We start from the raw sequence: 21,227 nt of genomic DNA, 5'->3' as shown, positions 1-21,227 counted from the left end.
GCAGAAACACAGGAGAACCAATGTCCAAGTCACTGGGCGTCGCCGTCATCGGCGCAGGCATGGCCGGTCGCGCACACGCCGCGGCCTACCGCGTTGCATCCACCCTCTACAGCCCCACGCTGCCCGAGATCCGCCTCGTCTCCATCGGAGACGTCAACCCGGAGTTCGGCGCCCTCGCCGCGAAGCGCTTCGGCTACGAGCGCACCGACTCGTCCTGGCAGGCCATCGCAGCCGCCGACGACATCGACGTCGTCAGCGTCGTCATCGCCAACTCCCTGCACCGCGAGGTCGTCGAAGGCCTCCTCGCCGCTGGCAAGCACGTGCTCTGCGAGAAGCCGCTCAGCGACTCCATCGAGGACGCCTACGCCATGGCAGAGGCCGCAGAGCGCGCCGACTCCATCGCACGCGTCGGCTTCACGTTCCGCCGCACGCCAGGCATCGCCTACATCCGCCAGCTCATCCAGGACGGCACGCTCGGCGAGGTTCTTCACTTCAGCGGCCGCTACTGGACCGACTACGCTTCCAGCCCCACGGCTCCCATGAGCTGGCGCTTCAAGGGCGGCCCCGGCACGGGCGCACTCGCCGACGTCGGCAGCCACCTCGCCTACGTCGCCGAGTTCCTCTGCGGCGACATCCAGGAGATCAGCGGCGGCCGCCTGAGCACCGTCATCACCGAGCGCCCCCTCCCCCTCGGGGCCGTACTCGGCCACGACCACGCGGCAGTCAGCGACACGTTCGAGTCCGTCGAGAACGACGACTACGCCGCCTTCTCGGCGAAGTTCGAGCACGGCGTCGGCGGCTTCGAGGTCTCCCGCGTCGCCCCTGGCCACGCGAACAGCCTCATCTTCGAGGTCTTCTGCGAGAACGGCGCCGCGCGCTTCGACCAGCGACGCCCGTCCGAGATCGAGCTCTTCCTCAAGACCGGCGAGGGCGCGCAGAACGGCTACCGCCAGGTCATCCTCGGCCCGGATCACCCCTACATCGGCGGCGGCCTCGCGATGGACGCACCGAGCGTCGGCTTCGGACAGAACGACGCCTTCGCCTACCAGGCGCGCTCCTTCCTCGAAGAGGTCGCAGGCGTGCCAGAGGACGAGGCGCTCCCCCGCTGCGCCACGTTCGCCGAGGGCATCCACAACATGGAACTGCTCGGCGCCGTCGCCGAGTCGGCCGCCGCGGGTGGCGCGACCGTCGCCATCGACTCGTCCAGCACGATCACCGCGAAGGCAGGTGCATGATGCGTCTCGGCGTCTACAACGCGATCCTCCACGACCGCAGCCTCCCCGAGGCAATCAAGGTCATCGCCGATCTCGGACTCACGGGCATCGAACTCAACTCGGGCGGCTTCCTCCCGGCAACCCACATCCCGAACTTCGACGAGATCCTCGAGAGCGACGAGGCGAGGGATGCGTTCCTCGCCCAGTTCGAGGGCACGGGCGTCTCGATCGCCGGCCTCAACTGCAACGGCAACCCGTTGCACCCCGACCGCGCGATCGGTGAGAAGCACGCCGAGGACATCCGGCGTTCGATCCGCCTCGCGGCCCGTCTCGGACAGGACCGCGTCGTCACGATGTCCGGCCTCCCCGGCGGCGAGCCGGGCGCAACCACCGTGAACTGGGTCGTCAACGCCTGGAACTCGGCGGCGCTCGACATCATCGACTACCAGCTGGACGTCGCGGCGAAGTTCTGGGCTGAGATCGACGAGCTCGCCCGCGAGCACGGCGTGAAGGTGGCGCTCGAGTTGCACCCGCAGAACGTCGCTTTCAACCCGGCGAACTTCCGCGAGCTCATCGAGCGTGCCGGTACGACGAACATCGGCGTCGAGCTCGACGCCTCGCACCTCTTCTGGCAGCAGATGGACCCGGTGGCCGTCGTCCGCGACCTCGGCAAGTGGGTCTTCCATGCCGCCGCGAAGGACGTTCGCGTCAACCACGCCGCCGCGATCTACGGCGTGCTCGACAACCAGTTCCGCAAGTTGTCGGCAGACGAGCCACGCACCAACCTGGGCGGCGACGAGTGGGCGAACGAGTGGCCGAAGAACTCGGCTTGGGACTTCGTCGCACTCGGTCGCGGCCACGACACGGAGTTCTGGACCGAGTTCCTCCGCGCCCTTTCCGAGGTCGACCCGGAGATGTGGGTCAACATCGAGCACGAGGACACCTCGCTCGGGCGCATCGAAGGACTCGAGGTCGCGGCGAAGGTGCTGACCGACGCCGACGCGGCGCTCGAGGCGTCGCTCTGACCTTCTGATCTGGGCGCTGCTCTTCTGCGAGAGCTCGGCGCCTGACCACGAAGGGCCGCATCCATTCGGATGCGGCCCTTCGTGGCTCTCAGACTCGTCACGATGGTTTGTTAGGACATTAGGACTTATGGCGCTAGGCTGTGAGCACGACGACACGCGTCACCCCTCGACCCCAAGGACACCGCACCATGCCTCTCGTACGAATCGACGTCAATGCCGGCCGCACGCCTGAGCAGATCTCATCCATCGCCGACGCAATCCACGATGCCATCGTCGCCGAGTACGGCATCCCCGCCCGCGATCGGTTCCAGATCATCACCGAGCACCAGAGCGGCCAGATCATCGCTCAGGATGCCGGGCTCGGCTTCGACCGCTCCTCCGGCGTCGTGATGATCCAGATCTTCACGCAGCGAGGCCGCACCACCGAGGCCAAGCAGTCGCTGTACGCACGAATCGCCGAAGCGCTCGGTGAGCTCGGCGTCGAGGGCAACGACGTCTTCATCGGCTACGTCGAGAACGGACCGGAAGACTGGACCTTCGGCTTCGGTCGCGCCCAGTACCTCACGGGCGAGCTCGCGGTTCCGAACCGCGCGTAGAACGCCCTCCCGCAGACGAGGAACGCCCACGGCTGAGCCGTGGGCGTTCTCCATTTCTCGTCAGGTCAGCGCTCGACGAGCGTGATCTCGAACGTGTAGAGGTCAGGTCGGTAGCAGTGGCGGCCGTACTCGACCGCGCGGCCAGTGGCATCGAAGGCGACTCGCGACATCGTGAGCACCGCGGCTCCCCCGGCGAGGTCGAGCAGACGCTCCTCCTCGCGGGAGGCAGCCCTGGCACCGATGCGCTGCTTCGCGACCCGCATCGTCACGCCTCGGGCACGCAGCAGCTGGTAGAGCCCGTGCTCGACAAGCTCGTCTTCCGTGAGCTCGACGAATGGCTCTGGCAGCACGTTGTCGAGGATCGCGAGCGGAACACCGTCGGCGCTGCGCAAGCGCGAGATGTGCAGAGTCGGGCTCCCGACTTCGATACCGAGGGTCTCGGCGAGCTCAGGCGTGGCCGCCTCCACGCGACGGGAGAGCAGCGTCGTGGTCGGCTTCTGCGCGGAGCGCTCGAGGTCCTCGAAGAGGCTCGTCAGCTCGACGTTGCGGGTGACGGGGCCGTGCACCACCTGCGTGCCGACACCGCGACGACGCACAAGAAGGCCCTTGTCGACCAGCTCTTGGATTGCCCGGCGAACGGTCGGGCGCGAGAGCCCAAGCCGGTGACCCAACGAAATCTCGTTCTCGAGCTTCGACCCCGCGGGTAGCGTGTCGTCGCGGATTGCCTTCTCGATACGCTCCGAGACCTGGTGGTACAGGGGAACGGGGCTCGACCGGTCGATACCGACGAAGAGCCCGAGCGGAAGCCGGGCCTCGCCTGTTGCTGCAGCTTCATTGCTCAATGGCGCACTCCTCGGACGACTTGATGACGTGACAATGCTACTCGGGCGACGGGAAGTTCCGCCCGCCACCCGCGGCGAGGCGCAGCCATCGCCACGGTGAGCAAGTGTCTAGCCGCGACCCAGGTACTTCTGCAGCTGCTCGAGCTCGGCCTCGTTCGGCTGCCCGTCGCCTGCGGCTGGCCGCCCGAATCCGGCACCGCCGAAGGCGCCGCCCGGACGCTTCGGGGCTGCGGCCTCTTCGACCGCCTGCTGCGCTCGCTTCGCGGGGTTGCCGCTGCGCTTGCCCTGCTGCTTCTTCTTGCCACCCTTCGCCGCGGCCTTCCGACCGCCGTGCTGACCCGGGATAGGACCCATTCCCGGGATCTGCGGGGTGCCGCCGCGGGCGACGGTCTTCATCATCTTCGCCGCCTGCTCGAAGCGCTTGACGAGTTCATTGACGTCGGTGACCGTGCGGCCGGAACCGCGGGCGATGCGAGCGCGACGTGAGCCGTTCAGGAGCTTCGGGTTCTGCCGCTCGGCAGTGGTCATCGACTGGATGATCGCCTCCGTGCGGACCAGCTCGCGCTCGTCGAAGTTTTCGAGCGCCTCCTTCATCTGGCCCATGCCGGGGAGCATGCCCATCATCTTCTTGAAGTTGCCAGCCTTGCGGAGCTGCTGCATCTGCTTCAGGAAGTCGTCGAGCGTGAAGTTCTCGGTCGCCAGCTTGCTGGCGATCTCCATCGCCTCGTCCTCGTCGAACGCCTTCTGGGCCTGTTCGATGAGGCTGAGGATGTCACCCATGTCGAGGATGCGCTTCGCCATGCGGTCGGGGTGGAAGACCTCGAAGTCGTCGAGCCCCTCACCGGTCGACGCGTACATGATGGGGCGGCCGGTGAGCTGCGCCACGGAGAGAGCAGCACCACCGCGAGCGTCGCCGTCGAGCTTCGAGAGCACAACACCCGTGAAGTCGACGCCCTCTTGGAACGCCTTGGCGGTGGCGACGGCGTCCTGGCCGATCATCGCGTCGATGACGAACAGCACTTCGTCCGGGTTGGTGGCGCGGCGGATGTCGGCCGCCTGCTTCATGAGCTCCTGGTCGACACCCAGACGACCGGCGGTGTCGATGATGACGACGTCGTGCAGCTTGTCCTGCGCGAAGCGGACCGCATCCTTCGCGACTCGCACCGGGTCGCCGACGCCGTTGCCTGGCTCCGGCGCGTAGACCTGCACGCCAGCCTGCTGGCCGACGACCTGCAGCTGCGTGACGGCGTTCGGGCGCTGGAGGTCGGCCGCGACGAGGAGCGGCGTGTGCTTCTCCCCCGCGAGCCGCTTGGCCAGCTTGCCGGCGAGCGTCGTCTTGCCTGCACCCTGGAGACCGGCGAGCATGATGATCGTCGGCGGCTGCTTTGCGAACTCGATCTGGCGAGTGTCGCCACCGAGGATGCGCACGAGCTCCTCGTTGACGATCTGCACGACCTGCTGCGCCGGGTTGAGGGCGCGGTTGACCTCGTCGCCGAGGGCGCGCTCGCGCACATGCGCGGCGAAGTCCTTGACCACGGGAAGCGCGACGTCGGCTTCGAGCAGGGCGCGACGGATCTCGCGCACGGTGCCGTCGACGTCGGCGGGCGTGAGCTTGCCCTTGGAGCGGAGGCCGGCGAGCGTCTGCGTCAGCCGGTCAGAGAGGTTCCCGAAAATGGCCATAGTCCGCCCATTTTAGCCGAGGTGACGGAGTCTGGCGCGCGGGGTGGCCTGAGAGAACCACAACTGCGATCATCGGAGCATGACCAGCGCCGCTCCCCTGATCCTCCCCTTCGAGGGCAAGACGCCCCGCATCCACGAATCTGCCTGGATCGCACCGGGCGCCGTCATCATCGGTGACGTCGAGATCGGGCCGGATTCCTCCGTCTGGTACGGCTGCGTGCTTCGAGCGGATGTTGGTGGCCGCATCGTGATCGGCGCCAGGTCTAACCTGCAGGACGGCACAGTTGTCCACGTCGAACGAGAGGTCGACACGATCATCGGCGACGACGTCACGGCGGGCCACCAGGCGCTCCTGCACGGCACCACAATCGCCAACGGGACACTCATCGGAATGAAAGCCGCCTGCCTCTCACGGTCAGTCATCGGCGCCGGCTCGCTTGTCGCCGCCGGCGCGGTCGTCCTTGAGGGCGCGAACATCCCCGACCGCGTGTTGGCAGCCGGCGTACCAGCCAAGGTCCGTCGCGAGCTGACCACGGAGGAGAGCGCGGCCTTCATCCCCCACGCTGCCGGCTACGTCACGCTCGCGAAACGCCAGAGCCCCGCGAGCGCGGCGGTGGCGCTCGGAGCGACCCTCCCTCGCGAATAGGCCCCTCGCGAATAGGCTTGGAAGATGGTCCTCCTCGCAAGCGTCGCCCTCCTCGTTGGTGCAGTTTTCAACGTCCTCGTCTGGCCGTCCTTCTATCGCCGAGTCTCGAACGATCCTCGTGCGCGCGACGAGAATGGCCGCCCCACGCGCTTCCTCACGGTGCACGCCGTGCTTGTGCTGACGGCCCTGGTCATCGGAATCGCGCAGGCGCTCCTCGGCATCCTGCTGCTGACGGATTAGGCCTCCTCAGCGAGAGCGAGGCGCGCGACACGGAGCACCGGCACAGGCTGCTCGGCTTGACTGGTCGCATCCGTCGTCAACCGATTGGCCGCCACCATGACGAAGCGCTCTGCCCCGTTCCTCGCCCTCGCCGCCGTCGCGGCCCTCGCCCTCGCCGGATGCACGCCAAGCGGCCCGCAGGCAGAGCCCACCCAGACCGGCTCGGCCAGCCCAAGCCCGGCATCCACTGCCCCGGCATCCACCGCAGATGAATCCGCTTCGACTGCCGCCGCGGACCCGGGCCCTGTCACCCCGAACGGGGACCCACGAGTGGTCACGACGGGTCTGCAGGCCCCCTGGTCGGTCGTCGAGCTCGAGACGGGCGACTTCCTCGTGAGCGAACGCGACACCGGTCAGATCGTCGAGGTGTCCGCGGATGGATCGAACCCCAACCGGGTCGTGACGACGATCGGTGACGTGGTGCCTGACGGAGAGGGTGGCTTGCTCGGCCTCGCGCTCGCTGGTTCGAGCGAGGACGCCGAGCAGTGGCTGTACGCCTTCTACACGGGCGCCTCAGACAATCGCATCGTGCGCTTCCCCGTCACCTGGGAGGGTGGGATCGGCGTCGGCGTGCCGGAGGTGATCGTGGACGGCATCGCGAAGGCCGGGAACCACAACGGCGGCCGGCTCGCGATCGGTCCGGACGGCTATCTCTACGCCTCCACAGGCGATGCTTCCCAGACCGAGCTCGCCCAGGACCAGAACTCGCTCAACGGCAAAATCCTGCGCATGGAGCTCGACGGCTCGCCCGTTTCCGACAACCCGTTTGGAAACCGCGTGTACTCGATGGGCCATCGCAACCCGCAGGGCCTCGCTTTCGACGGTTCGGGCGGGCTCTGGGCAAGCGAGTTCGGACAGAACATGTGGGACGAGCTCAACAAGATCGAAGCTGGCGGCAACTACGGCTGGCCAACGGTCGAGGGCCAGGGCGATGACCCTGCGTTCCTGAATCCGGTTCTGCAGTGGCCCACCAACGAAGCCAGCCCGAGCGGGCTCGCCTACTCGCGCGGCACCCTGTTCATGGCGGGGCTCGGCGGCGAGCGGCTCTGGAAGATCGCCATTCCCGAAGCCTCGGAGGCGAGCGACGAGGCGCTCTACGTCGACGAGTTCGGCCGACTCCGCGACGCTGTCGTGACGTCGCAGGGCACCCTGCTGGTGCTCACCAACAACACCGACGGGCGCGGCTCACCCCGTGAGGGCGACGACACCCTCCTCGAGTTCACGCTGAGCGCGTCGTGACCCGCTCGAGCCACTGCGCGTAACTCTCCCGCCCCGTCCGATACTCACCGGATGGCAGGAGCGTCCCGTCGCGCATCGCGACCATGGATGCGCCCGGCAGCCTGAGCGGCACGTACAGCACCTTCTGCCCAGTCGCCCGCCCGTAGCTTCGCACCATGTCGACCAGCTTTTCGGGGGCGGGTCCGGCGAGCTGCACGGTTGAATACTGTGCGGCGGCCTCAGCGAGGTCAACCAGCATCCCGGCAACCTCCCTGGCGGCGACCGGCTGCGTCGCCATGACGGGGATCGGCATGACCGGCCCGCGCCTGAGCGTCGCGAACATCTGTGGCGCGAACTCGTGGAACTGCGTGGCGCGCAGGATCGTCCACGGCACCCCGCCGGCCTTCACGGCTCGCTCCTGCGCGAGCTTGCCCTCGTAGTAGCCGGACGGCGACGTGTCGATGCCAACGATCGACAGCGCAACGTGCTGCGCGACGCCCGCCAGAGCCTCGGCCGCCAGCAGGTTCCTGGTGGTTGTCTCGTAGAACGAGACGGCCTCGTCCTTGTTCATGGTCGTGAGGTTGAGCACGTCGATGACGACTTCGACGCCCGCGAGCGCAGACTCGGCGCCCGCGCCCGTTGTCAGGTCTACGCCGTTCGAGCGGGTCAGCACCACGGCCTCGTGCCCACGCGCGTGGGCTTCGTCAACAACAAGGCGGCCCACGGTGCCCGTGCCTCCGGCGATTGCGATCTTCATGCATCCATCCTTTCAGCGCCTCCCGACGCACGCACGTCTTCCGCCCCACACGGCTCTCTGGTCCGAGGTGGCGGCAAGCGGACTGCGTTCATTAGGCGGGCACGACCTCCGGCTTCGGGTTCCTGACGCCGAGCCACGAGGTGAGCGCGCCAGCGAAGAGGAGGCCGGCGGTCACGAACATGAGCGGCTGGTAGCTGTCGACGTCGATGGCGCCGCCCGCAATGACCCCGATCATGGCGATCGCGACGAGCCCGGCCACGCGGGAGATGGCGTTGTTGGTGGCCGAGCCGATCCCGGATTGCGTTGTCGGCACGGAGCCGAGGATCGCGGAGGTGAGCGGTGCGACCGTCATGGAGAGCCCAAGCGAGAAGACGATCACGCCAGGAAGCACTTGGGTCCAGTAGTTCACCTCGGAGCCGAGCCCCGAATACATGAGCGTGCCGATGCCGGCCAGGATTGGGCCGACCGTCATGAAGATGCGCGGCCCGAAGCGTCCGCTCAGCGATCCGAACCAGGACGACAGGGTCACGTTCGCGATCGACATGGGCAGCGTTGCGAGCGCGGCGAAGGTCGCGCTGAACCCGGCAATCTGCTGCAGGAAGATGGCGAGCACGAAGCCGCCAAGTGAGAGCGCGGCGTAGATGAACACCGTCGCGATGTTGCCCGCCCAGAAGTTGCGGATGCGGAACAGTCCAAGCGGCAGCATCGGGTGCGGCGCACGGGCCTGCCAGATCAGGAAGGCGGCGAAGCTCACGAGGCCGAGGGCAAAGGGCAGGAACACGACGGGGCTCCCCCAGCCGTAGTTGCCCTGCTCGATGAGCGCAAACACTGGCCCTCCGAGGCCAAGGAACCCAAGCACCGCGCCGAGCACGTCGATACGACCACCTGAGGGCTTATCGAAGCTGGTGTCGAGGCGAGTGAGCATCCACAGGGTCACGAGGATCGGGATGACGTTGATGCCGAACACGAGGCGCCACGTCAGGTAGTCGGCGGCCAGGCCGCCAAGGAAGGGGCCGGCAAGGAACGCGGCGCCCGTCCATGCGGTCCACACGCCGATCGCTTTTGCTTGGGCGGCGTCCCGGAAGGCGGAGATGATGAGCGCCAGCGAGCTTGGCACCAAGAGCGCGCCGGCGACGCCCTGCAACGCCCTCGCGACGATCACGAACTCCGGTGTCGGCGAGAGCGCGATGGCGATGCTCGTAACGCCGAAGCCGATGAGCCCGAACCGCAGCACTGCGATGCGCCCGAACACGTCGGACAGCGACCCGGCGAGCAGGATGAGCGAGCCGAGCGTGATGAGGTAGGCGTCCACGATCCACTGCTGCGTGCCGAGCCCGCCCCCGAGCTCCGCGACCATTGCCGGCAGCGCGACGTTGGTCACCGAGCCGTCAAGGAAAGCGACAAACGAGGCGAGGATCGCGATGACGAGGATCTGGCGTTGCTGGCGGTTCACGAGTCAGACAACCCGGAACGGTGGCATTTGCTTCCGCCGAAAGGCAAAATCGTCATTTCGTCTCGCTGCGCGGGAAAACCGAGTGGACTAAATTTTTCGAGAGTCTTGCGGATGCACGACCCCATCCGTCGCTCCGCCCGCATCCGCCGCCATCCGACGCAGGATCGACGGCCGCAGAAGCTCGAAGCGCAGCAGCTCGGGGAAGGGCACGTCACGGAACGCGCGCAGCGCCCTCCAGCGCAGCGCGCTCGCCACGGACTTGGAAGCGACCGCGACCAGCACGTAGATGACGCCAATCCAGGTGAGGGTCGGGAACGCCGTGCAGACGAGCAGGCCCGCTCCGGCGAGGCTCGCGAGGGCAAACGACTTGACGGGCCATGAATTGACGGGCACGGATCCGAGCGCGTAAAAGACACCGCCGCTGCCGGCGAGAACCACGGCCAGGGCGTAGGCCAGGAACACGAACAGCGCATCTGTCATCATGAGCGACCTCCTCGACACGTGGCCTGAAGGCTACTCCGCGACGCCGACAGCTGGGTGAGCGTCCAGGCCGCCAGAATCAGGGAGACGGCGCGATCGAGGGGCTGCCTACCGCCGGAGCTTCTCGTCCTCCAGTTGCGCGGCATCCGCCGCCATCCGACGAAGGATGTCCGGCCGCAGCACAACAAGTCGGAGCAGCTCAGGCAGCCTCGCGCCGGTGAGCTGCGGGAGCCTCCGCCACCGCAGCGCACTCGCCACGATGTTCGCCGCGACCGCCACGAACACGAAGACCACGCCGATCCACGGCCGGGATCCGAAGGAAGACCAGATCAGGACAGCGCCGCCGAGCAGGCTCGCCGTCGCCAGCGCCGTCAGCGTCCAGGACCGCACCGGCGCAGAACCGACAGCCAGGAATGCTCCGCCGGCGACACCGAGGAGCACCGCCAGCGCAACCGACAGCACAGCAAACAACGTGTCGTTCTCCATCAGCACCCTCCCCTGCCTCTTCCGTCAGCGATCGCCAGGCCTGTAAGCGCCAGTCAGCCGACGAGCTTCTCCGCGAACACGTGCGGCGTGAAGCCTGCCAGGTCGTTGATGCCCTCGCCCTGACCGATGAGCTTGATGGGCAGACCGGTGCGCTCCTGCACGGCGAGCACGAACCCGCCCTTGGCCGAACCGTCGAGCTTCGTGACGACAAGCCCCGTCACGCCGGCGTGCTGGATGAACGCCTCAGCCTGCGCGACACCGTTCTGGCCGGTCGTCGCGTCGAGCACCAGGAGCACCTCGGAGACGGGAGCCAGCTTCTCGACAACGCGTCGGATCTTCGACAGCTCGTCCATGAGGCCACTCTTCGTCTGGAGACGGCCAGCCGTGTCGATGACCACCATCTCAAGGCCCTCGCGCATCGCGATCTCCACCGCCTGATAGGCAACAGACGCCGGGTCCTGCCCGTGCTGCTGCGGGCGGACGATGCCGGCACCGGCTCGCTGCGCCCACGTCGCGAGCTGCTCGACGGCGGCAGCGCGGAACGTGTCTGCCGCCGCCACGACCACCGTGCGGCCGTTGATGCGCAAGAAGTTCGCGAACTTTCCGATGGTCGTCGTCTTGCCGACGCCGTTCACGCCGACCACCAGCGTCACCGCGGGACGCTCACGCAGGTTCAGCGTCGTGTCGAACTTCGAGAGCCGTTCCTCGATGAGCTCGCGGAGCATCCGCTTCAGGTCCTTCGGGTCTTCCGTGTGGAACCTGGCAACCTGGTCACGCAGCTGCTCGACGATCTCGTCGGTGATATCAGGCCCGAAGTCCGCTGTGATCAGCGCCTCTTCGAGGTCGTCCCACGTCGTCTCGTCGATCTTCTGCCTGCCGAACATGCCGCGCAGAGCGCCGGACAGTGACCAGGGAGTGCGTTCAGCCATGTGCCAAGCGTAGTCAGCGCTCTGACACCATGGGTGCTGACCCCTCAGCCGGCAGCTGAATCCTCAGCGACCGCGGCCTGAAACCTCGAACGGAGCACTATGCGCATCGGCCTCATCCGCCATGGCGAAACCGAGTGGAACGCGACGGGACTCCTGCAGGGAGCCACCGACATCCCCTTGAACGCCAGAGGTCTCGACCAGGCGGGCGACGCAGCCGGACTCCTCGTCGGGCAGGGATGGGGCAACCTCTACAGCTCCCCGCTCTCCCGGGCCCGAGCCACGGCAGAGATCATCGGCGAAGGAACCGGCCTCGGCGCGCCGACCCTGCTCCCCGGGGTCATCGAGCGCAGCTTCGGTGTCCTCGAGGGCGAGAAGTACTGGATGCCGGACGGCACGCGCCGCCCGCTCGACCACCCGAGCGTCGAGCCGCGCGCAGCCGTCGTCGCACGGTCACTGGCCGCGATCGGTGAGGTTGCCGCCGCCCATCCGAACGAGGACTCGCTTATCGTCTGCCACGGCAGCGTCATTCGCCTTGTCCTCACCGCGATCCTCGGCGCGCAGGCGCCCCACATCGGCAACCTCGCCCTGAGCATCCTGCGACCCCAGAGCGACGGGGCACTCAAGGTGACGCTGTTGAACGGCTACCCGCTCGTTCCTACGCCGTAGACGCTCTCCCGACTTCTGCGGCTGACGGAGACTACTGACAGTTTTCGGCGCGTCCCTTCATACCCGACTCCCAATCGTCATCGTTGATCAACGATGCATCGTGCCCCAGAGCCAGAATGCGGGTCACGGCTCCGACGTACGCTTGCCCCAGTTCGGGGAACTTGTCCCCGCCGAAGTACTCACCGCGGCTCCCGTAGGCAAGGAAATACATCTGATCGCCCTCGGCAACCACTGCCGGCCAATCCATGAGACCGCTTGGTATGCCGTGGGAATACGAAATACCTGGGGCCATTTCCCAGTCCGCGGCGCTCGGCGGCTGGTCCCCGGGCGCCACCAGATACGAAACTCGAGTCACATCGTCCGGCACCAATTCGGCGCAAGCCCCGTAAATCTTGAAGCTCATCGGTCTTTCCGATGCAGCTGCCGAAGCACCTGGCAAGACGAATCCGAGCGCGACCATGATCGCCGAAACGCCGCGAAGGACTGCTGGCCCCGACGCGTTCCCAGCAGAGAGCACCGGCAGAGCACAGACCAGCGCGAGCAGCCACGACGAAACTCCGAAGATCATGGCGTAGCTGGCCTCCATCAGGCCCTTATACGCCAGCCAAGCCCAGTAGTTCGCGCCGCCGAAGAGAACCGCTCCGCCCAGCAAGAATGCACACCCGATTCGCTGAATCTCGTTGACCCTCCGCATGACTCCTTGGCTAAAGATCGTGATCAGGAGTGTCAGGACGAAGGTCGCGATCACGATGAGTGCTGCCGTCGTAAGGTGCGTTTGAGCGCGCCAGGTCAGAACAAGCACGAAAAAACCGACTCCTGCCGCGGCCAGAGCAGGGAACACAATCCGACCTCGACTGTTGTTGTCGCTCTCCTCGTCAACCGATCCCGTTCCGCCCTCAGCATCTGTGTCTTGCAAGTCTGTTCCTCTCCTCAGTCTCTCCGAGGCAAAGTTCACTTGGGAAGTGAGCGGCGCACAACCCGCGCGGTGATGCTTCCCGTAGTCACAGTCATGAGTTCGGACAATGCGCCAACATCTCGGGTTTCGCGGACGCTACTAAACGAGCTGCCCCCAACCGATCATCCGTCGCAACGGGCCCCGCGTCGACGCACACACCCCTTGGTGCGGAAACGTGCACCGTGTACGATGGCACTCGTTGAAGGGGAGTATTCCTCCTGCGACGCGCTCGTCATCACGGTGACTGTCATCAGCCACCCGGGCGCGTCGGTCGGTTTCTGCCGACGGAAGAGACCTTCGGCCGATTCGCCGAACACACCCCTCCGGAGGACCCGTGGACGTTCCCATTTGGATCTGGGCGGTGACCATTGCCGTGGTCATCGGCTTCTTTGTTTTTGACTTCTTCACCCACGTGAAGACACCGCACGAGCCGAGCCTCAAGGAAGCAGGCTGGTGGTCGATTTTCTACATCGCCCTCGCCGTCGTCTTCATGTTTGGCGTCGGTCTCGTGTGGGACTGGCAGCACGCTGGCGAGTTCATCGCCGGTTACACCACTGAGAAGGCGTTGTCCGTCGACAACCTCTTCATCTTCCTCATCATCATGACGAGCTTCAAGGTGCCGAAGATCGCGCAGCAGAAGGCGCTGCTCATCGGCATCGCCATCGCGCTTGTCATGCGCTTCGCGTTCATCATCGCGGGCGCCGCGATCCTCGAAGCCTGGGTCTCAGTCTTCTACCTCTTCGCCGCCTGGCTGCTCTACATGGCCGTCAAGCAGGCCATCGACTCCTTCAAGGACGAAGAGCCCGAGATGCCCAAGTGGGTCAACCTCGTCCGCAAGGTCATCCCCGCGAGCGAGCACTACGACGGCGACAAGTGGAAGATCGTCGAGAACGGCAAGAAGGTCTGGACGCCGCTCATCCTCGTCATCGTGGCCCTCGGCTTCACGGACCTGCTCTTCGCGCTCGACTCGATCCCCGCGATCTTCGGCATCACGCAGGAGCCGTACCTCGTCTTCATGGCGAACGCGTTTGCGCTCATGGGCCTCCGCCAGCTGTACTTCCTCATCGGCGGCCTCCTCGAACGCCTCGTGTTCCTCGACCTCGGCCTGGCGTTCATCCTCGCCTTCATCGGCGTGAAGCTCATGTTCCACGCCCTCCACGAGAACGAGCTGCCGTTCATCAACGGCGGCGAACCCCTCCTCTGGATCCCCGAGATCCCGATCTGGCTCTCGCTCACGTTCATCTTCGGCGTCCTCATCGTCGCCACGATCGCGAGCATCATCTACACGCGCGCCAAGGGCGGAGAGCCCGAAGCGAGCGCGGTCGGTTCAGCGACTGGCGGCCCTGAAGCCGCAGTCGCCGGCGTCGAAGGCACCACGCCGGAGACCGCCGAGAACACGGACGCGGCACCGGTCGCGACCCACGAATCAGACCACCGCTAGTCTCCCCCGCTGGGCCACCAGCAACGACGAAACCGGATGCACGCGCGAGTCGCGAGCATCCGGTTTCGTCGTTCCTGCCCGACCTAGAGGCGCGACACGTCGGTGACGCGGACGATGGCTTCGCCCGCCTCGTGTGACTCAGCGAGGTCGACGTCGGCGCGGATGCGCCAGTCGTGGTCGCCAGCCGGGTCGTCGATGATCTGCTCCACGCGCCACACGCCGCTCCAGAGGCCGCCAGACTGGCGCCCCTCCGAGTCGTCGATCGTGAGGAGCTTCGGCGAACGTGCTGCCGCGTCCACCCCCATCGTGTCGTGGTCGTCGAAGTAACCGTCGAGGGCCTTCGACCAGTCGACGTCCGGGTCGAGTTCGGCGAGCGCCTCGTCGCGCTGGAGGGCAGCGAGCTGCACGCGACGGAACATCTCGTTGCGCACGAGCACCGTGAAGGCGCGGCGGTTTCCCACGACGCTCGGCGGGGCCGGCGGCACGACGGGCTCGTCGCTCGCTGCCTGCTGCTCCGGGTCGACCAGCGACGCCCACTCGTCGATGAGGCTCGAGTCGACCTGGCGGACAAGCTCGCCGAGCCACTCGATGATGTCGAGCAGCTCCTCGGTCTTCGCCTCGTCTGGCACCGTCTGACGGATCGCCTTGTAGGCGTCGCTCAGGTAGCGGAGCACCAGGCCCTCGCTGCGCATGAGCTGGTAGAAGTTCACGTACTCGGCGAAGCTCATGGCCCGCTCGAACATGTCACGCACCACCGACTTCGGCGAGAGCTCGAAGTCGCGCACCCACGGCTCGTGCTGCGCGAACAGCTCGAACGACTGGGCGAGGAGGCCCTCGAGCGGCTTGGGGTGCGTGATCTCCTCGAGCCGCTCCATGCGCTCGTCGTACTCGATGCCGTCTGCCTTCATCTGCGCGACCGCCTCGCCGCGCGCCTTGAACTGCTGCTGCGAGAGCACGGGGCGCGGATCGTCGAGGGTCGACTCGATGATGCTGACCACGTCGAGCGCGTAGTGGCCGGAGCCGACCGCGCCCTCGCCACTCGTGTTCTCCTCGGAACCGCGGTCGCCGGGAGCCGCCTCCGCGTCAGGGTCGAGCAGCTCGATGGCCGCGAGCGCAAACGGCGAGAGCGGCTGGTTGAGCGCGAAGTTCGCCTGCAGGTCGACGGTGAGGGTGATGCGACCCTGCCTGCCGATCTCGACGATGCCTGCCGTCACGAGCGTGCGGAAGATGCCGATCGCCCGCAGCGCGAGCTCTCGCTGCCTGGCCGGCTTCTCGTGGTTGTCGTAGACGAGCTTCTTCGCGTTGCCGAAGACGTCTCCCCCGCGCGCGATGACGTTGATGATCATCGACGCCGTGATGTGCATGTGGGAGGTGAGCGGCTCGGGCTCGGCGGAGACGAGCTTCTCGAAGGACTTCTCGCCCCACGACACGAAGCCCTGCGGCGCCTTCTTCTTGACGATGCGCTTGCGTTTCTTCTCGTCGTCGCCCGCCTTGCGCACGGCGGCGGCGTTCTCGATCTCGTGCTCTGGCGCCTCGACGACGACGGTGCCCGCCGTGTCGTAGCCCGCGCGGCCGGCGCGCCCCGCGATCTGGTGGAACTCGCGCGCGGACAGGTGCCGCATCCGCTGCCCGTCGAACTTCGCGAGGGCCGTGATGAGGACCGTGCGGATAGGCACGTTGATGCCGACGCCGAGGGTGTCGGTGCCGCAGATGACCCGCAGGAGGCCCTTCTGCGCGAGGGTCTCGACGAGGCGGCGGTAGCGGGGCAGCATGCCAGCGTGGTGCACGCCGATGCCGGCCCGCACGTACCGAGACAGCACCTTGCCGAACGCAGTCGTGAAGCGGAACCCGCCGATGGCTTCGGCGATCGCATCCCGGCCTGCACGGTCGACGACCTTCAGACTCGACAGCGCCTGCGCCCGCTCGATGGCCGCGGCCTGCGAGAAATGCACGATGTAGATGGGCGTCTTGCGCTCTTCGACGAGCTTCTCGACAGTCTCGTGGGTCGGCGCCACGACGTACGAGAAGTCGAGCGGCACGGGACGCTCGACCCCGGTCACGAGCGAAACGTCGCGCTGCGTGCGCCGCTCGAGGTCCTCGACGATCTCGGTGACGTCGCCGAGCGTCGCCGACATGAGCAGGAACTGCACGTCGGGCAGCATGAGCAGCGGCAGCTGCCACGCCCATCCGCGGTCGGGGTCGCCGTAGTAATGGAACTCATCCATGACCACCTGGTCGACGTCGGCGTCCGACCCTTGGCGCAGGGCCAGGTTCGCGAGGATCTCGGCCGTGCAGCAGATGATGGGCGCATCCGGGTTCACGGAGCTGTCGCCCGTGACCATGCCGACGTTCGCGGCGCCGAAGATCTCGACGAGTGCGAAGAACTTCTCGCTCACGAGCGCCTTGATGGGTGCCGTGTAGTAGCTGCGTCCCCCCTGCGCGAGGCAGGCGGCGTGGGCCGCGATCGCAACCAGCGACTTGCCGGTACCGGTCGGCGTCGACAGGATGACGTGCGCCTCGGCGGCACGGGCGGGGCGGGGACGGCGGGCGGGCTACGCGGCGGGCTGTGCCTCATCGCGCTGGATGCGCTGCCCGACGACCGCGGAGACGCCGTCCTGGCGCATCGAGACGCCGTAGAGGGCGTCGGCGATCTCCATGGTGCGCTTCTGGTGCGTGATGACGATGAGCTGACTGGAGGCGCGCAGCTCCTCGAACACGGCGAGGAGGCGTCCGAGGTTGGCGTCATCCAACGCGGCCTCGACCTCGTCCATGATGTAGAACGGGCTGGGCCTCGCCTTGAAGATCGACACGAGGATGGCGACGGCCGCGAGCGAGCGCTCGCCACCCGAGAGCAGCGAGAGGCGCTCGATCTTCTTGCCGGCTGGCCGCACGGAGACCTCGATGCCCGTCGTGAGCATGTCGTCCGGCGCGGTGAGGGTGATGTCGCCGGAGCCGCCGGGGAAGAGGATCGGGAAGACCGTGTGGAACGCCTCCCTCGTGTCTTCGAACGCCGCCTCGAAGACGGTGCGCATGCGCTCGTCGATGTCGCCCACGATGCGCAGCAGGTCGGCCTTCGTCGCCGCGAGGTCGTCGAGCTGGTCGGCGAGGAACGCGTGCCGCTGCTCAAGAGCCGCGAACTCCTCGAGCGCCAGCGGGTTGATGCGGCCGAGCGTCGACATCTTGCGCTCGGCTGCGGCGAGGCGCGCCTGCTGCTCGGCGCGCACGAACGGCACGCCGACGAACTCCTCCTCGGCATCGTCCTCGAAGGTCGCGGCGAGGTCGTCGTCGAGCTGCTCCTCGATGGCCGGGACGACTCCGGCAGCTGCCGAGGTCACGGCCGGGGCTTTGGCCGGAATGTTGGGCTGTGTTGCGTTGCCAGCGGGTTCGGCCATGTCGGTGACGGCGGCGGGCAGTGCAGTGTTGCTGGCATCTTCGGCGGTAGCCGCTGCGCTGGATGCGCTGGATGCATTGGAAGCGCTGGAAGCGCTCGGCTGGCCACCTGCACCCGTCGCTTCGTTCTCACCGGTCGTCTCCGGCTCCTCAGCGCCGGTCGCGGCCGCCGAGTCTCCGGCGTCGGCAGCAGGCTCTTCGTCTTCTGCGGCGACTTCGTGCCTGGCACGCTGCTCCGCGAGCGCGGAGGCGATGCGCTCGGCCTTGGCACGCAGGGCGTCGTCGTCGGCTGGCACCAACTGGTCTGGCCCGTACTCGGCGACGAGCACGGCCTCGGCGAGGCGCAGCTCGCTCGCGGCGCGTTCGAGCGTGGAGCGCAGCGAGCTCTTCTTCTCGTAGATCTGCAGCTCGATGGAGTGCACGTCCTCGGTGATCTCGCTGAGGCGGGCCCGCAGTTGCTGCTCGGTCTGGCGCAGCTGGCCGAGTTCCTCGTGCTGGGCGGCGCGCTCGCGCTCGGCTTCGGCGAGCTGCCGCTGGGCTTCGGCGAGCGACTCCTGGACGGCGGCGGCGAGGCGAGGGATGGCAACGAGCACACGCTCGGTCTGGGCGAGCTCCGCGCGGCGCACGACGGTCTCGCGGGCGGCCTTGTCTGCGGCCTGGCGGTCAGTTTCAAGCTGCCGTTCGAGGGACTCGGCGCGCAGGCGTTCGCTGCGCGAGCGCTCGCGTAGCGTCTCGAGCTGCAGGCGCGCCTCGACCTCTGCCTCGCGGGCGCGCTCGACTCCGGCGTTGGCGTCGACGCGCGCCGAGGAGTCGAGCTCGGGGCGGGGCAGGGCCTCGTGTTCCGCGAGCGCCGCCTTGGCCGCGCTTGCCACCTGCTCGGCCGCTTCGACGCCGCCTGAGGCGAGGTCGAAGGCCTTCGCGGCGCGCGCGAGCTCGGAGGTGCCCGCATCCACTCGCGCGCTGGCCCGGTTGAGCTGCTCGCGTTCGGCGGCAAGCGCGCCGTCGAAGGCGCGGAGGGCGTCGAGCGTGCGCTTCGCTTCAGCCTTTGCGGCCTGCGATGCGGCGCGGTGCTCGGCGAGCGCAAGCGCGGCCTGGTCGAGCTGGTCTGTGACGACGGTGAGGCGAGCGGATGCGCGGTCTCGGGCCGCGAGCAGCTCGAGTCGGCTGGTTCCCTCTTCCGCGAAGCCACCGCGCAGCGACGTACTCGTGACGACCTCGCCCGCGCGAGTGACGACGGTGAGCCCGTTGGCTGCGGGACTTCCCTCGAAGGCGGACGCGAGCTCAGCAACCGCGGCCCGTGCCTCGTGGAGCGTCTCGCTGACGTGGACACGGGCGAGCAGTGCGGCGATCGCGGGTGGCGCTTGCACGAGATCAACGGCGGGGCGCAGCCCTGCAGGAAGTGCGGCGTGGGCTGTGCTGGTCGACGACGCAGGAGCGCCCAGCTCGGCGACTACCTCGACGAGGCCGAGCTTCTCCCCCGTGGCGTGCTCGAGCACCCGGAAGGCGGCGTCGGCGTCGCTCGCGAGCACGGCATCCGCCGTCGAGCCGAGAGCTGCTGCGATTGCTGCTTCGTAGCCCTCGTCGATGCGGAGGTGCTCGGCGACGGGGCCTTCGACGCCGTCGAGGCGGGCGGCGAGGAGGGCCGCCGTGCCGTCTTTGGCCGCCGTCGCGAGGGTAAGCGCCTGAACGCGAGCTTGGAGGGCGTCGCGTTCGCGCTCGAGTTCGTGGGCCTTCGTGCGCCCGGCGTCGAGCTGCTGCTCCGCCTCGCGCTGCGCGGCCTCGGCGCGCTTGTAGAGGGCGTCAAGCTCGCTCGAGTCGGAGGCGCTCTGGGCCGCGCTCGCGTCGAGCGCTTCCTTCGCCTTCGTGGCCTGCGCGAGGCGGTCGTTCGCCGCATCGCGGGCGTTGCGCTGCCTGAGCACCTCGCCACGCACCGATGCGAGCTTCGAGGCGGCCGTGTCGGCGGCGCCGCGCAGCTCGCTGCGGCTGAGGTCGTAGGCGGAGATGCGGGTCGCCTGCGCTTGGATCTCGACGTCGATGCGGTCGAGCGCGGCACGTGCATCCTGGGTCGCGACCTTCGTGGCGTCCCAGAGCGTCTCGGCCTCGGCGGCCCGGTCGACCAGCACCTCGGCCTCGCGGCGGGCGACGTCAACAGCCTCGAGGGTCACGGTCGGCACGAACGCCGGCGACTCGAGGCGAGACACGAGCAGCCCCTTGCGCTGCGAGGCGAGCGCGTTGAGGTTCTGGATGCGCTCGCGCACGCTCTCGAGGTCGAACACGACGCGGCGGGCGCCGTCGGCCGCGTCGCCCCGGTTCTCGGCGGCGAGCAGTTCGGCCCGGTTGAGGGCCGCCGTGAGCTTCTCCTGCAGCACGACCCGCTCCTCGGAGCGCTCCTGCTCGATGCCGGTCGCGAGCCGAAGGGCAGCGCGAAGCTGCACGACATCGTCGGCGAGCAGGCGCGCCTTCGCATCGCGGGCAATGGCCTGGATGCCCTGCGCACGGCGGGCGATGTCGGCCTGCCGCGAGAGCGGCTTCAGCTGGCGGCGCACCTCGTTGGTGAGGTCGCGGAGTCGGGTGAGGTTGGCCTCCATCGCCTCGAGCTTGCGCACCGTCTTCTCCTTGCGGCGACGGTGCTTGAGGATCCCTGCTGCCTCCTCGATGAAGCCGCGGCGTTCCTCGGGCGTCGCGCGGAGCACTGCGTCGAGCCGCCCCTGCCCGACGATGACGTGCATCTCCTTGCCGAGACCCGTGTCGCTCAGGAGCTCCTGAACGTCGAGGAGGCGCACGCCGTCGCCGTTGATGGCGTACTCGGACCCGCCGTTGCGGAACAGCGTGCGGCGGATCGTCACCTCGCTGTACTCGATCGGGAGCATCCCGTCGGCGTTGTCGATCGTGAGGGTCACCTCGGCGCGGCCGAGCGGCCCGCGGGTCGCGGTGCCGGCGAAGATGACGTCCTCCATCTTGCCGCCGCGGAGGCTCTTCGCGCCCTGCTCCCCCATGACCCAGGCGAGCGCGTCCACGACGTTCGACTTGCCGGAGCCGTTCGGCCCGACGACGCAGGTCACTCCGGGCTCGAGCGCGAGGGTCGTCGGCTGCGCAAACGACTTGAAGCCTTTCATCGTGAGGCTCTTCAGATGCATGCGCGCTCGCTGGCCTCTCGCTGGTGGTCGGAC

At 67.7% G+C, this 21,227-nt stretch carries 17 protein-coding genes and 1 pseudogene; 8 read left to right on the top strand and 10 right to left on the bottom strand.

What is annotated here, in order from left to right; all coding sequences use genetic code 11:
• The first annotated feature begins 20 nt into the window (after positions 1-20).
• From C5B85_RS05460 to C5B85_RS05450, 3 genes are all read left to right on the top strand, one after another.
• A complete protein-coding gene (locus tag C5B85_RS05460) occupies positions 21-1,235 on the top strand; it encodes a Gfo/Idh/MocA family protein (RefSeq protein ID WP_104285016.1) in 1,215 nt (404 codons plus the stop codon).
• The gene (locus C5B85_RS05455) at positions 1,235-2,239 is read left to right on the top strand and encodes a sugar phosphate isomerase/epimerase (protein WP_104285159.1); all 1,005 of its coding nucleotides are present in this window, start codon (positions 1,235-1,237) and stop codon (positions 2,237-2,239) included. Before C5B85_RS05460 ends, C5B85_RS05455 begins: the two co-directional genes overlap by 1 nt.
• A gap of 188 nt (positions 2,240-2,427) precedes the next feature.
• Positions 2,428-2,835 (top strand): tautomerase family protein, encoded by a 408-nt coding sequence (locus tag C5B85_RS05450; RefSeq protein ID WP_104285015.1) that lies wholly within the window; start codon positions 2,428-2,430, stop codon positions 2,833-2,835.
• Between the two features lie 65 nt (positions 2,836-2,900).
• Here the strand turns inward: C5B85_RS05450 and C5B85_RS05445 are convergent, their stop codons facing one another.
• Together C5B85_RS05445 and ffh are read right to left on the bottom strand one after the other, a co-directional pair.
• On the bottom strand, positions 2,901-3,677 hold the full coding sequence (locus C5B85_RS05445; RefSeq protein ID WP_104285014.1) for a GntR family transcriptional regulator: 777 nt from the start codon (positions 3,675-3,677) through the stop codon (positions 2,901-2,903).
• A gap of 108 nt (positions 3,678-3,785) precedes the next feature.
• On the bottom strand, positions 3,786-5,357 hold the full coding sequence (gene ffh, locus C5B85_RS05440) for a signal recognition particle protein (RefSeq protein WP_104285013.1): 1,572 nt from the start codon (positions 5,355-5,357) through the stop codon (positions 3,786-3,788).
• A gap of 79 nt (positions 5,358-5,436) precedes the next feature.
• On the opposite strand from ffh, the gene C5B85_RS05435 reads away from it, so the two are divergent.
• The 3 genes from C5B85_RS05435 to C5B85_RS05425 all read left to right on the top strand — a co-directional run bounded on the left by C5B85_RS05435 (position 5,437) and on the right by C5B85_RS05425 (position 7,521).
• Positions 5,437-6,003 (top strand): gamma carbonic anhydrase family protein, encoded by a 567-nt coding sequence (locus C5B85_RS05435; RefSeq protein WP_104285012.1) that lies wholly within the window; start codon positions 5,437-5,439, stop codon positions 6,001-6,003.
• Positions 6,004-6,027: 24 nt separating this feature from the next.
• Positions 6,028-6,243, top strand: coding sequence for an SCO4848 family membrane protein (locus C5B85_RS05430; protein ID WP_104285011.1), 216 nt, complete (start codon positions 6,028-6,030; stop codon positions 6,241-6,243).
• Positions 6,244-6,339: 96 nt separating this feature from the next.
• A complete protein-coding gene (locus C5B85_RS05425; RefSeq protein WP_104285010.1) occupies positions 6,340-7,521 on the top strand; it encodes a sorbosone dehydrogenase family protein in 1,182 nt (393 codons plus the stop codon).
• Here the strand turns inward: C5B85_RS05425 and C5B85_RS05420 are convergent.
• The 5 genes from C5B85_RS05420 to ftsY form a co-directional block, all read right to left on the bottom strand.
• Positions 7,502-8,257 (bottom strand): SDR family oxidoreductase, encoded by a 756-nt coding sequence (locus tag C5B85_RS05420; protein ID WP_104285009.1) that lies wholly within the window; start codon positions 8,255-8,257, stop codon positions 7,502-7,504. The genes C5B85_RS05425 and C5B85_RS05420 overlap by 20 nt on opposite strands.
• Positions 8,258-8,348: 91 nt before the next feature.
• A complete protein-coding gene (locus C5B85_RS05415; protein ID WP_181064291.1) occupies positions 8,349-9,710 on the bottom strand; it encodes an MFS transporter in 1,362 nt (453 codons plus the stop codon).
• Between the two features lie 87 nt (positions 9,711-9,797).
• Entirely contained in the window at positions 9,798-10,193 is a 396-nt protein-coding gene (locus C5B85_RS05410) for a hypothetical protein (protein ID WP_104285008.1), read from the bottom strand.
• Positions 10,194-10,298: 105 nt separating this feature from the next.
• Positions 10,299-10,676 carry a hypothetical protein gene (locus tag C5B85_RS05405; protein WP_104285007.1) on the bottom strand — a complete coding sequence of 126 codons (378 nt, stop codon included), beginning with the start codon at positions 10,674-10,676 and terminating at the stop codon, positions 10,299-10,301.
• 53 nt (positions 10,677-10,729) lie between these two features.
• Positions 10,730-11,605 (bottom strand): signal recognition particle-docking protein FtsY, encoded by an 876-nt coding sequence (gene ftsY / locus C5B85_RS05400; protein ID WP_068484267.1) that lies wholly within the window; start codon positions 11,603-11,605, stop codon positions 10,730-10,732.
• Positions 11,606-11,704: 99 nt separating this feature from the next.
• Between ftsY and C5B85_RS05395 the strand changes: the two genes are divergently transcribed.
• Complete coding sequence (locus C5B85_RS05395; protein WP_104285006.1) at positions 11,705-12,271, top strand: histidine phosphatase family protein; 567 nt, start codon at positions 11,705-11,707, stop codon at positions 12,269-12,271.
• A 31-nt stretch (positions 12,272-12,302) separates the two neighbouring features.
• Here the strand turns inward: C5B85_RS05395 and C5B85_RS05390 are convergent, their stop codons facing one another.
• Positions 12,303-13,187, bottom strand: coding sequence for a hypothetical protein (locus C5B85_RS05390; RefSeq protein ID WP_146077854.1), 885 nt, complete (start codon positions 13,185-13,187; stop codon positions 12,303-12,305).
• A gap of 373 nt (positions 13,188-13,560) precedes the next feature.
• On the opposite strand from C5B85_RS05390, the gene C5B85_RS05385 reads away from it, so the two are divergent.
• Positions 13,561-14,667, top strand: coding sequence for a TerC family protein (locus C5B85_RS05385; protein WP_104285004.1), 1,107 nt, complete (start codon positions 13,561-13,563; stop codon positions 14,665-14,667).
• Between the two features lie 83 nt (positions 14,668-14,750).
• Here C5B85_RS05385 and C5B85_RS05380 read toward each other — a convergent pair.
• Positions 14,751-17,183 (bottom strand): annotated as a pseudogene (locus tag C5B85_RS05380) (DEAD/DEAH box helicase); the annotation flags it as partial.
• Positions 17,184-17,219: 36 nt separating this feature from the next.
• Positions 17,220-21,194, bottom strand: coding sequence for an AAA family ATPase (locus C5B85_RS05375; protein ID WP_104285002.1), 3,975 nt, complete (start codon positions 21,192-21,194; stop codon positions 17,220-17,222).
• Between the last annotated feature and the right edge of the window lie 33 nt (positions 21,195-21,227).

Source organism: Pseudoclavibacter sp. AY1F1, from assembly GCF_002931075.1.
Lineage (GTDB): Bacteria > Actinomycetota > Actinomycetes > Actinomycetales > Microbacteriaceae > Pseudoclavibacter.
Note: the sequence above shows the minus strand (reverse complement) of the source record. Positions and strands in the feature narration are given on the sequence as shown.

Coding starts and splice junctions, on each gene's coding strand:
- C5B85_RS05375 (WP_104285002.1), bottom strand. CDS start 21,194: ATGCATCTGAAGAGCCTCACGATGAAAGGCTTCAAGTCGTTTGCGCAG.
- C5B85_RS05410 (WP_104285008.1), bottom strand. CDS start 10,193: ATGATGACAGATGCGCTGTTCGTGTTCCTGGCCTACGCCCTGGCCGTG.
- ffh (WP_104285013.1), bottom strand. CDS start 5,357: ATGGCCATTTTCGGGAACCTCTCTGACCGGCTGACGCAGACGCTCGCC.
- C5B85_RS05405 (WP_104285007.1), bottom strand. CDS start 10,676: ATGGAGAACGACACGTTGTTTGCTGTGCTGTCGGTTGCGCTGGCGGTG.
- C5B85_RS05395 (WP_104285006.1), top strand. CDS start 11,705: ATGCGCATCGGCCTCATCCGCCATGGCGAAACCGAGTGGAACGCGACG.
- C5B85_RS05450 (WP_104285015.1), top strand. CDS start 2,428: ATGCCTCTCGTACGAATCGACGTCAATGCCGGCCGCACGCCTGAGCAG.
- C5B85_RS05420 (WP_104285009.1), bottom strand. CDS start 8,257: ATGAAGATCGCAATCGCCGGAGGCACGGGCACCGTGGGCCGCCTTGTT.
- C5B85_RS05455 (WP_104285159.1), top strand. CDS start 1,235: ATGCGTCTCGGCGTCTACAACGCGATCCTCCACGACCGCAGCCTCCCC.
- C5B85_RS05435 (WP_104285012.1), top strand. CDS start 5,437: ATGACCAGCGCCGCTCCCCTGATCCTCCCCTTCGAGGGCAAGACGCCC.
- C5B85_RS05425 (WP_104285010.1), top strand. CDS start 6,340: ATGACGAAGCGCTCTGCCCCGTTCCTCGCCCTCGCCGCCGTCGCGGCC.
- ftsY (WP_068484267.1), bottom strand. CDS start 11,605: ATGGCTGAACGCACTCCCTGGTCACTGTCCGGCGCTCTGCGCGGCATG.
- C5B85_RS05430 (WP_104285011.1), top strand. CDS start 6,028: ATGGTCCTCCTCGCAAGCGTCGCCCTCCTCGTTGGTGCAGTTTTCAAC.
- C5B85_RS05460 (WP_104285016.1), top strand. CDS start 21: ATGTCCAAGTCACTGGGCGTCGCCGTCATCGGCGCAGGCATGGCCGGT.